Source organism: Streptomyces sp. NPDC007162 (assembly GCF_040634175.1).
Lineage (GTDB): Bacteria > Actinomycetota > Actinomycetes > Streptomycetales > Streptomycetaceae > Streptomyces.
Window position 1 is genome coordinate 1 of the sequence record NZ_JBEYFC010000331.1, and the last position, 10,237, is coordinate 10,237.

At 74.3% G+C, this 10,237-nt stretch carries 8 protein-coding genes and 1 pseudogene; 1 reads left to right on the forward strand and 8 read right to left on the reverse strand.

The window, feature by feature from the left end:
• Positions 1-186: pseudogene (locus ABZ646_RS30715) on the reverse strand (hypothetical protein); the annotation flags it as partial.
• Between the two features lie 94 nt (positions 187-280).
• On the opposite strand from ABZ646_RS30715, the gene ABZ646_RS30720 reads away from it, so the two are divergent.
• Positions 281-547 (forward strand): PLD nuclease N-terminal domain-containing protein, encoded by a 267-nt coding sequence (locus ABZ646_RS30720; protein WP_360525902.1) that lies wholly within the window; start codon positions 281-283, stop codon positions 545-547.
• 2 nt (positions 548-549) lie between these two features.
• Here the strand turns inward: ABZ646_RS30720 and ABZ646_RS30725 are convergent, their stop codons facing one another.
• The 7 genes from ABZ646_RS30725 to ABZ646_RS30755 form a co-directional block, all read right to left on the reverse strand.
• Positions 550-1,155 (reverse strand): NAD(P)-binding domain-containing protein, encoded by a 606-nt coding sequence (locus ABZ646_RS30725; RefSeq protein ID WP_360525905.1) that lies wholly within the window; start codon positions 1,153-1,155, stop codon positions 550-552.
• Positions 1,156-1,192: 37 nt separating this feature from the next.
• Positions 1,193-2,416 (reverse strand): beta-ketoacyl-[acyl-carrier-protein] synthase family protein, encoded by a 1,224-nt coding sequence (locus ABZ646_RS30730; RefSeq protein ID WP_360525908.1) that lies wholly within the window; start codon positions 2,414-2,416, stop codon positions 1,193-1,195.
• 45 nt (positions 2,417-2,461) lie between these two features.
• Positions 2,462-3,781, reverse strand: a complete 1,320-nt coding sequence (locus ABZ646_RS30735) for a beta-ketoacyl-[acyl-carrier-protein] synthase family protein (RefSeq protein WP_360525911.1) — start codon at positions 3,779-3,781, stop codon at positions 2,462-2,464.
• Between the two features lie 48 nt (positions 3,782-3,829).
• A complete protein-coding gene (locus ABZ646_RS30740; RefSeq protein ID WP_360525913.1) occupies positions 3,830-4,282 on the reverse strand; it encodes an SRPBCC family protein in 453 nt (150 codons plus the stop codon).
• Complete coding sequence (locus ABZ646_RS30745) at positions 4,269-8,261, reverse strand: amino acid adenylation domain-containing protein (protein WP_360525917.1); 3,993 nt, start codon at positions 8,259-8,261, stop codon at positions 4,269-4,271. Before ABZ646_RS30745 ends, ABZ646_RS30740 begins: the two co-directional genes overlap by 14 nt.
• On the reverse strand, positions 8,258-8,551 hold the full coding sequence (locus ABZ646_RS30750; protein WP_360525920.1) for an acyl carrier protein: 294 nt from the start codon (positions 8,549-8,551) through the stop codon (positions 8,258-8,260). Before ABZ646_RS30750 ends, ABZ646_RS30745 begins: the two co-directional genes overlap by 4 nt.
• Before the next feature lie 107 nt (positions 8,552-8,658).
• Positions 8,659-10,237 (reverse strand): acyl-CoA dehydrogenase (locus ABZ646_RS30755; RefSeq protein WP_360525924.1); only part of this gene is annotated, 1,579 nt, incomplete at its 5' end.

Below are 10,237 nucleotides of genomic sequence, written 5' to 3' on the forward strand. Positions count from 1 at the left end.
GTGGTGTGTGTCGGGTGTTGAGCGGTGTCGAGGGCCGCGGCGGGGGGCGGGGGCGGGGCGGGCGGGGCCGCGGCCGCCCCCCCGCCCCCACGCCGGGTCCTTCGCCGGCGGGCCCTGGGCCGGCCCGAACACCGGGGAGCGCAGGGCGGCCGCCACCAGTGCGGCACCCGCCGGCAGGCCGGTCACGCCCACCGTCCAGCCCCGGCGCGTCCTCGGTCGAGGCGACCATCATGCCCGCGCCCCGGGTCCCGGGCGGCACCCACCGGCTACCCTGGCCGCCATGCTCAGGTATCTGCCTTTCCTGCTGGTCCTCGCGCTGTGGATCTACGCCTTCGTGGACTGCCTGAACACCCCCGAGGACGAGGTGCGCGTCCTGCCGAAACTGGCGTGGGTGCTGGTCATCCTGGTCTTCGGGGAGGTCCTGGTGGGCCCGGTGGCCTGGCTCGTCGCGGGGAAGACACGGCAGCCCCGCGAGCGGTGGGTCGCGCCGGACGACAACCCCGAGTTCCTGAAGTCCCTGAAGACGGACGACCCGCGCACGGACTGAGGTCAGGCCGCGAAACCCCTTCTGGTGCGGGCTCCTGAGAGGGCCATGCGTTCCACCCGGCGGGCCTGGTCGAGGCCGCCGGCGTCGACGTAGGTGTAGGGGGTGGCGGCGCACAGGCGCAGGACGGCCCGCTTCGCCTCGGCGTCGTCGGAGACCACCTGGATGTCGGGGACGGCGGACGCGTCGCCGTCGGCGAGGTTCTCCCACCACACGTTCTTGAAGACGCCCACGAGCCGGGCGCCGGGGAACGCCGTGACCAGGTCCGCCGCGCCGCCGTGCGCCCAGGGCCCGACGAAGTCGGTGTGGTCCCCGGTGAGCGGGTTGGTGACGTCCAGCAGGATCTTCCCGGCCACGGCCTCCCGCCAGGGCCTGAGCAGTTGCACCGCCCCCGGCACCCCGAGGACGGCGGGGATCAGTACGGACGCCTGCCTGACGACGTCCTCGCAGGAGCCGCCGGTCAGCTCCGGAGGGCCCGGCCGGGCGGCCGTCCCGTGCCCGTGCCCGTGCCCGGCGTCCGGCGAACCCAGCCGGACCTGGTGTCCGGCGCGGGCGAACAGCACCGCCAGTGCGGTGGCGATACGCCCCGTTCCCAGTACCCCGATGGTCATGGTCGTCCTGTCCCCCCCCGTTGCCCGTTTCCGTGTCTCAGGTCGTCCGGGTCAGCACCAGGCTGACGTTGTGCCCGCCGAAGCCGAAGGAGTTCGCGAGCGCGGCCTCCCAGCGGCCGGTGCGGTGGGCGCCCGCGACCACGTCCAGCCGGACCCGTGCGTCGGGTTCGTCGAGGTTGCGGGTGGCCGGGACCACCCCGTGGTGCAGCGCCAGCAGCGCGGCCATGGCGCCGAACGCTCCCGAGGCGCCCAGCATGTGACCGGTCATCGACTTGGTCGCGGTCACCACCGGGTGCCCGCCGACGGCCTTCACCACCGCCTCGGCCTCGGCGAGGTCGCCGCCCGGCGTCGAGGTGGCGTGCGCGTGCACGTGCCCGATGTCGGCCGGGGCCAGGTCCGCGTCCCGCAACGCCGCCTGGATCGCCGCGACCTGCCCCTCGGGTTCGGACGCGGAGATGTGGTGGGCGCTCGACGTCACCGCCGCCCCGGCCACCGCGCCGTAGGCCCGGACACCCCGGGCCCGGGCGGACGAGGCGCGTTCCAGGACCATGACGGCGGCGCCCTCGGCCATGACGAAGCCCGAGCGGGCGGCGTCGAACGGGCGGGACACCGCGGCGGGCGCGCCGCCCTGCCGGGACAGCGCCTTCATCTGCGCGAACGCCGCCACCATGAACGGGGTGAGGCACGCGTCGGTGCCGCCCGCGACCACCACGTCGGCGCGGTCGAGCCGGATCAGGTCCAGCCCGAGGGCGACGGCCTCGGCGCCCGAGGCACAGGCGCTGACCGGTGCCCGGACTCCGGCCCGCGCCCCCAGGTCGAGGCCGGCCCAGGCCGCCGGGCCGTTCGGCATCACCATCGGCACCGCGTAGGAGGACAGCTTGCGCATGCCGTGCTCCTCGTACACGGCGTTCTGCGACAGCGTGCTCAGCAACCCGCCGATGCCGGTGCCGATCACCACGGCCAGCCGCTCCGGGGGCACGTCCGGTCTCCCCGCGTCCTGGAAGGCCTGCCGGGTCGCGGCCACCGCCATCTGCTCGGTGCGGTCGAGGCGGCGCGCGAGGACGCGGCCGATCGCGTCCACGGGGTCCGCGGTGAGCGGCCCGCCGATCCGCACGGGCAGTCGGTCGGGCCAGTCGCCGCCCAGGTCCCGTATCCCGGACCGCCCGTCGAGCAGCCCCTGCCACGAGTCGGCGGCGGTCGCTCCCAGCGGTGTCAGCGCCCCCAGCCCGGTCACGAGCACGTCGCTGTCCCGGCTGCTCATCCGCCGCCCTTTCCCGGTCGACGTCGCGTGTGGGCGAGCCGCACCTCAGCTCCCCTCCTCGGTGGGCGGCGCGGCGATCCCCCGGAAGGTCAGGGCCACGTTGTGGCCGCCGAAACCGGCGGAGTTCTTCACCGCGACGAGCTGTTCGCTGCCCAGCTTGAGCGCGCTGCCGTGCACGACGTCGATGGAGACGTCCTCGTCGAGCGCGGTGAAGTTGCGGGTCGGCGGCACCAGCCCGTGGTGCAGGGACAGGACCGTGGTGACGGCCTCGACGGCGCCGGCCGCGCCGAGGCTGTGCCCCGTCATCGACTTGGTCCCGGAGACCGCCGGTCCCCGCGCGGCGTCCCCGAACACGGCCTGGATCGCCCGTGCCTCCGCCGCGTCCCCGGCCTGGCTCGCGGTGCCGTTGGCGTTGAAGTGGGCGACGTCCGCGGGGGTGACCCCGGCGTCGGCGAGCGAGGCCCGGACCGCCCGGACGGTGCCCGCGCCGGTCGGGTCGGGCTGTACGACGTGGTAGGCGTCCGAAGTGATGCCGACACCGGCGAGTTCGGCGTAGATCCGCGCGCCGCGTTCCCGGGCGTGCCGCTCCGACTCCAGGACCAGGATGCCCGCGCCCTCGCCGAGCACCATTCCGTCCCGCCCGGCGTCGAACGGGCGGGCCGCGCCCGCCGGGTCGTCGACCCGCCTGGACAGTGCCCGCATCGCCCCGAACGAGGCGAGGACCAGCGGGTGCAGCGGTGCCTCCGAGCCACCCGCCACCACGATGTCGACGGTGCCGCGCCGGATCATGTCGGCGGCCGTCGCCAGCGCCTGGGTGCCGGACGAGCAGGCGTTGACCGTGGTGTTGACGCCGGCGCGGGCGTTCACCAGCATGCTGACGGCCGAGGCCGCCGCGTTGCCCATGGACATCGGTGCCGTGAGCGGCGGTACCCGGTTCCAGCCGCGCGAGCGCAGGGCGTCCCAGCCGTTGATGATCGCGGTCATGTCGCCCAGCGCGGCCGAGACGATCACGGCCACCCGGTCCGGCACCACCACGGCGGTGTCGAGCCCCGCGTCGTGCCACGCCTCGTCGGCGGCGGTGACCGCGAGCCGGGCGGAACGGCTCAGGCGGCGGCGCTGCATCGGCTCAAGGCCGCCCCCGGGCTCGACCGCCACGGGTGCGCCGAGCTGCGGGGGCATGTCGTCCTGCGCCCAGGACTCCGGCCAGTTCCCGGCGTCGAGGCGGCGGACCCCGCTCCTGCCGCGCACCATCGCCTCCCAGGTGCCGGCGACGTCACCGCCGAGCGGGGTGATGGTGCCGAGGCCGGTGACGACGACCTTCGTACGGTCGGCCCGGTCCTGTCCCGTGTGCTGCTGTTCCGACATGGTTTCCCTCTCCCTTCGAGGAGGTCTGCGTGAGGTGGGGCGCGCCGTTCAGGAGCGGCTGCCGGCCTCCTGCCGGAGCTTCTCGGCGAGCTTGGCGGAGTCCTTCTTGACGGAGTTGACGAGCACCTTGCGCAACAGGGACTTGGGCATGATCCCGAAGTAGTCCCCGGGCTCGACGTCGAACGTCCAGTCCACGGTGGTGGTGCCGGCCGGACCGGCGGAGTAGACGTAGGTGCCGTGGTACGTGAACGGGCCCTCCAGCACGTGGAACCTGGAGACGCGGCCGGGTTCGTAGCTGTCGATCTCGACGGTGAAGGTCATCCGCTTGCCGACCAGCGCGAAGGTGATCTCGTACCGGCAGCCCTCCCGGGCGGGTCCGTTCAGCAGCCGCGACTGGACGCAGGCCGCCTGCCACACGGGGTCCTGCTCGGGGTCCGAGACGAGTGCGAACGCCGTCTCGGGCGGCACCGGAAGGTCGAACGAGTACTCAGCTGTGATCATCGGAGGCTCCAAGGTGCGGGCTGATGGCCTGGGCGGCGACGGCGGCGTGCGGCGGGTACATCACCGAGTTGTGGTCCCCGGCGACGTCGACGACCCGCAGCGCGCCCTTGACCAGGGCGTCCCAGCCGAGCCGCGGCCCGTACCCGGCGGGTTCGTCGACCGCGCGCAGCAGCAGGTAGTCGAGGTCGTTCGGTTCGGGGAGGTAGGTCTGCAGGGCGATGCCGTTGGCGAGGTAGGCCTCGAAGTAGCGCAGGATCTGGGCCCGGTCGGCGTCCTCGGCCAGGACGCCGAGGGCGGCGGCCTCCCGCAGGATGTGGTCGAAGGCGGCCTCCCCGCCGAGTTCGCGCAGCAGCTCCGCCGGGATGTCGAGGGTCTTGCCGTAGGGCACGGCGAGGTCCCGCGCGAACCAGGACAGGATGGTCGCGTCGTCCGAGGACTCCGGGATGTTCGCCTCGATCGGCGCCCGGCTGTCGATGCCGAAGAGCAGGTCGACCCGCTCGCCGGCGGCGCGCAGCTGTCCGGCCGCCTCGTAGGCGATCACCCCGCCGAAGCACCAGCCGCCCAGCGCGTAGGGGCCGTGCGGCTGGATCTCCCTGATGTGCTCCAGGTAGCGGGTGGCCATGGCCTCGACGCTGATCTCGGCCTCGCCCTCGTTCTCGATGCCGGGGGCCTCCACCGCGAGCACCGGCCTGCCCCCGGGGAGGTGGCGGGTGAGTTCGACGTAGCAGAAGACGGTGCCGCCGAAGGGGTGGAACAGGAACAGCGGGCGCCGGCCCGGTTCGCCCTCCCGGAGGGTGACGATCGGGCCGCGGGGGGTGTCCTGGCCGCCGCGCCGGACGAGGGTGGCGAGTTCGGCGACGGTGCCGTGGCGCAGCAGTTCGGAGATGGGGATGTCGACGTCCCATTCGTCGCGGACGGCCGCGCTGAGCCGGACGGCGAGCAGGGAGTGGCCGCCGACGTCGAAGAAGTCGTCGTGGACGCCGACCTCGGGGATGCCGAGGATCTCGGTCCACATCCGGGCCAGCGTGATCTCCGTGGCGTCGCGTGGCTTCTCGAAGACGGCGTCCGAGGTGACGGCGGGTGCCGGCAGCCGGTTGCGGTCGATCTTCTGGTTGGCGGTCAGCGGCAGTTCGTCCAGGACGACGACGAGGGAGGGCACCATGTACTGCGGCAGGGAGACGGCCGCGGCCGCCCTGACGTCGGCCGGCTTGGGCTCGGCGCCGGGTTCGGGCACCAGGTAGCAGACGAGCCGGTCGTCGCGGACCACGACGACGGCCGTGGAGACCCCGTCGACGGCCTTCACCACGGTCTCGACCTCGGCGAGTTCGATGCGGTGGCCGCGCAGCTTGACCTGGTGGTCCAGGCGCCCGTGGTGCAGCAGCCGGCCGTCGCCGGTCCAGCGGGCGCGGTCGCCCGTGCGGTACAGGCGTTCGCCGGGTGCCGCGGGCAGTCCGGTGACGAACCGTTCCGCGGTCAGCTCCGGCCGGTCCCAGTAGCCGACGGCGAGGCCGTCGCCGCCGATCCACAGTTCACCCGGGAACGTGGGCTCGACGGTGCGGCCCTGCGGGTCGAGGACGTGGAGCCGGGTGTTGGCGATGGGAGCGCCGATGTCGATGCCGGCGGCGGGGTCCACGGGGCCGGCCGAGGACCAGATGGTGGTCTCCGTCGGGCCGTAGACGTTGCGCACGCTCGCCGTCCCGGCGGTCAGGAACTCGGCGAGGTCCAGGGGCAGTTCCTCACCGCCGCAGAGCACGTTCAGCCGGGCGGTACCGGTCCAGCCGGCGTCCCGGAGCATCCGCCACGAGGTGGGGGTGGCCTGCATCCAGGTGGCGCCGGAGTCCTCGATGCGGGCGGCGAGGGCGGCGCCGTCGGCGGCCGTCGCGCTGTCGCAGAGGAGGACGCGGCCGCCGGCCACCAGCGGCATGAACAGCTCGAGCCCGGCGATGTCGAAGGAGACCGTGGTGACGGCGAGCAGACTGTCGGACGCACCGAACCCGGTGTCCTCCCGCATGCCGAGCAGCAGATTGACCAGCGCACGCTGCGGAACCGCCACCCCCTTGGGACGCCCGGTGGACCCGGAGGTGTAGAGGATGTACGCCAGGTCGGCGTCAGCCGGGACGGCCGGCTCCGCGGCGGGCGTGCCCTCGGCTCCCTCCGCGAGGGCGTCCAGGCGGAGGACCGGGAGGCCGGGGGGCCAGGCGGCGCGCAGGGGGCTCTCGGTGAGCAGCAGTCGGGCGCGGGAGTCGGTGGTCATGTAGGTGAGGCGTTCGGCGGGGAGTTTGGGGTCCAGCGGCACATAGGCGGCGCCGGCCTCCTGGACGCCGAGCAGGGCGGCCACCAGCGGCGCCCCGCGCTCGGCCAGCACCGCGACGCGGTCGCCCGCCGCGATACCGGCCGCGCGCAGCGCCGTCGCCACCCGCTCGGTCTCGGCCAGCAGCCGGGCGTAGTCCCAGGCCACGCCATCGGCGACCAGGGCGATCGCGTCGGGCGTCCGCAGGGCGCGCTCCCGGAAGAGGTCCGGGAGCCGGGCCGCGGGCAGTTCCCGCACCGGTCCCGTTCCCCACTCGGCGAGCCGGGCCCGCCGGCGGTCGTCGCCGCGGCCGAGGTCGCGCAGCGGCTCGTCCGGACGGCCGACCAGGGTCCCCAGGGTGGTGACGAAGGCGGCCGCGAGTTCACGGGCGGTGTCCGCCGTGAAGATGTCGGTGTTGTGGCGCAGCACCCCGGCGTAGGCGCCGGCCCGCTCGGCGCCCATCTCGATCCACAGGTCGGTCTGGCCCTCCTGCTGGGGCAGCGGATACGGCCGCAGGGCCGCGCCGGCCACGGTCAGCCCGGCGTCCGCACCGGGCTCCAGCAGGAAGAACTCGTCCATGTCGGTGAGGAACGGCAGCCGGTCCCAGGCGAACCCGGCCTGGTAGAGCGGGGTCCGGCTGGGGTCGCGCGGTGGCGCCAGCTCCCGTACCAGCCAGGGGAAGGGCAGTTCCTGGGCCCGCGTCGCCTCCAGCACCCGGGTGCGCACGGAGCCCAGCAGCTGACGGTACGTCGACTCCTCGTCGACCTCCCCGCGGACGACGACGGTGTTGACGAAGTTGCCGACGGCGTCGCGCATCCTGCGCTGGAGCCGTCCCGAGGTGGGGGTGCCGACGACGACGTCGGACTGGCCGCTGAGCCTGCTGAGCAGCACGAAGTAGGCGCCGAGCAGCACCATGTACGGCGTGGTCGCGGTGTCCCGCGCCAACTGCCCGACCGCGGCGGTCACGTCGGCCGGGACCGTGAACGGCACCGAGCCGCCGTCGTACGACGGGACGGGCGGCCGGGGCCGGTCGCCGTACAGGTCCAGGCCGGGCGGGGCGTCCGCGAGCCGCTCCGCCTCGCGGGCGAGCAGGACGCGCGCCCGGTCGCTGGTCAGGAACTCGTGCTGCTCCTGGGCGTGGGCGGCGAAGGCGGTGCCGTCGAGGGTGAAGGGCCCGTTCTCGCCCGCCAGCCGGGAGCGGACCTCGGAGATCAGCAGGGCCAGCGACCAGAAGTCGGCCGCCGCGTGGTGGACGACCGCGGTGAACACCCAGGTGTGCTCGGCGGTGCGGTAGAGGTGCAGGCGCCACAGCGGCGGGCGGGCCAGGTCGAAGGGGGTCCGGCTGTCCGTCCTGACCAGGGTCCGCAGCGCCCCGGGGTCCAGGTCGCGGGCGTCGGTGTGCCGGACGTCCAGCGGTACGGAGTCGTGCACCCACTGGACGGGGCCGTCGGGGCCGGGGCGGAAGGCGACCCGCAGGGCGTCGTGCTCACGCATCAGGTCGGTCAGGATCCGCCTGGCCCTGGGGGCGGCGTCGGACTCCGCGTCGACGGTGGCCTCGGCGGCGAACACGATGTGGTAGGCGGCGCAGCCGGGGTCGGCCTCGTGGATGAACCAGAGACCGGCCTGCTGGGCGTTGAGGTGGGGCAGGGCGGTCGCCGGGGACGCGGCGCCGGGGGCCGGGTTCGTCATCGCCGGCCGTCCGCGGTGGTCGCGACCGGCTCGCCGTTCAGCAGCTTCCAGAGCGCCTCGGTCAGGGTGTCCACGGTGGGGTGGTCCCACAGGAGGTCCACCGGCGGGTCGGTGAGGCCGAGGGCGTCCTCGATCTCCATGCCGACGGCGAGCGCGGCCATGGAGTCCAGGCCGTAGGAGGTGAAGGGCTGGTCGGTGGCGAGTTCGGCGGGCTCGATTCCGGCCTCGGCGGCCACCGCGCGGACGAGTACGTTCTTGACGTCGTCGATCGTCGGGTTCTTCGTGCTCATTGCAGGTCGAGACCTTCCGCTGGTCCGTTTGTTCCGTGGGTCCGTGGGTCCGTGGGTGCGTGGGTCCGTGGGTCCGTGGGTCCGTGGTGGACGGTGTGGTGGGGCGGTCAGGCGACGGCGGGTTCCGTGGCCCGGCCGGCCTGGGGCGTTCCCGGGGCGGCGAGGCGCACCGTGCGCAGGGAGAAGAGTTCGTTGCCGTCCCGCTGGGCGGTCATCCGGGCGAGGAGCTGCCGGGCCGCGGCGGGGTCGAGGTCACCGGGCTCGTACCGGTGGATCTCCTCGCGGGCCAGGGCGGCCTCCAGCCAGGCGCCGTCGGCGAAGAAGGCGTCGAGGTGGTCGCGGTTGTGGAGCCAGACGCCGAGTGCGGCGATCTTGGCGTGCAGGGAGCAGAGTTCCCCGGCCACCCGGATGAGCCGCGGTGAGGTGGTCTTGGCCGTCTCCGACGGCTGTGGGGTGCGGGCCGCGGGCGACCGGCGGATCTCGTGGACCCGCCGGTACAGCGCGTCCAGGTCCCGGCGCAGCCCGTCGGCGCGCTCCCGCAGGACGGCGAGGCGGGGTTCTGGGCAGCCCTCGGAGGGCGCGACCTCGGCGAGCCGGCCGATCAGCGCGGGCAGGCTCGCGAAGGTGGCGTCCCGGCCGCGGCCGAAGACGCTCACCCGGGCCGGGTCGAAGGCGGGCAGCGGGGCCCGCAGGTCGTACAGGGCGCTCCAGTCCTCGTCGCGGGGGAGCGCGTGGGCCTTGGCCATGGCCGGCAGCTGGAGCGCGATGCTGTCCAGGCAGACCGGCTCGCTGCCGTCGAAGACGGAGACGACGGCTCCGTCGCGGAGCATCTTCTGGAACATGCCGGCGTGTTCGGGAGCCCGCATGAAGTACCGGGCGCCCAGCGCGCGGGCGAGCACCTTGGTGCTGGTGTCGACGAGGCGGGCCGTCTGCACCTTGGCGAGGTTGCCCCAGACGCTGAACTCCTCGGTGTACAGGTGGAGTCCGCGCATCGCGACGAGGCTCTCGCACTCCGCGACCAGCAGGCTGAGGTAGGCGCCGGCGAGGGACTCCGCGACGTACGGGATGTCGCCGGCGGGGCCGCCGTACAGCGGGCGGTCGGCGAGGAAGCCGCCGACCGTGCGCAGCATGGTGTCGCCGGTGCCGAGGGAGAGGCCGGTGCAGAAGGTGCGGGTGACCAGCAGGCCGCGCAGGGCGAGTTCGAGGCCTTCTCCTTCGGCGCCGAGCCGGGCGGAGGCGTCCACCCTCACGCCGTCGAAGGCGACGCCGCTGATGTCGCAGCCGCGCAGGCCGTAGGTGGGCACGCGGGGGACGCCGGAGACCGTGCCGGAGACGATCTGCTCCCGGTCGACGAGGAACAGGGACTGTCGGCGCTTGGCCGGGGTGTCCGCGTCGCCCGTGGTGCCGAGGACGACGACGTGGGTGGCGGTCCGGCCCCGGTTGATGGGCCACTTCTCGCCGGTGAGCACGTACTGGCCGGCGTCCGGGACGGCCGTGAAGTCGTTGCCCGCCAGGTCGGCGCCGTGGCCGTGCTCCGAGTAGGCGAGGCAGGGCACCATGCCGCCGCGCAGCTGGGTGGCGGCGGTCCTGGCCCGCTGTTCGGCGTCGCCGCCGATCCAGGCGAGCATGGTCCACACCTGGGTGCTCTCGCTGACTGCGACGTTCATGTCCCGGCGGGCGAGCACC

What these genes read in the sequence shown, in the direction of transcription:
- ABZ646_RS30745 (WP_360525917.1), bottom strand. Translation starts at nt 8,261, where the DNA reads ATGACGAACCCGGCCCCCGGCGCCGCGTCCCCGGCGACCGCCCTGCCC.
- ABZ646_RS30740 (WP_360525913.1), bottom strand. Translation starts at nt 4,282, where the DNA reads ATGATCACAGCTGAGTACTCGTTCGACCTTCCGGTGCCGCCCGAGACG.
- ABZ646_RS30750 (WP_360525920.1), bottom strand. Translation starts at nt 8,551, where the DNA reads ATGAGCACGAAGAACCCGACGATCGACGACGTCAAGAACGTACTCGTC.
- ABZ646_RS30725 (WP_360525905.1), bottom strand. Translation starts at nt 1,155, where the DNA reads ATGACCATCGGGGTACTGGGAACGGGGCGTATCGCCACCGCACTGGCG.
- ABZ646_RS30720 (WP_360525902.1), top strand. Translation starts at nt 281, where the DNA reads ATGCTCAGGTATCTGCCTTTCCTGCTGGTCCTCGCGCTGTGGATCTAC.
- ABZ646_RS30735 (WP_360525911.1), bottom strand. Translation starts at nt 3,781, where the DNA reads ATGTCGGAACAGCAGCACACGGGACAGGACCGGGCCGACCGTACGAAG.
- ABZ646_RS30730 (WP_360525908.1), bottom strand. Translation starts at nt 2,416, where the DNA reads ATGAGCAGCCGGGACAGCGACGTGCTCGTGACCGGGCTGGGGGCGCTG.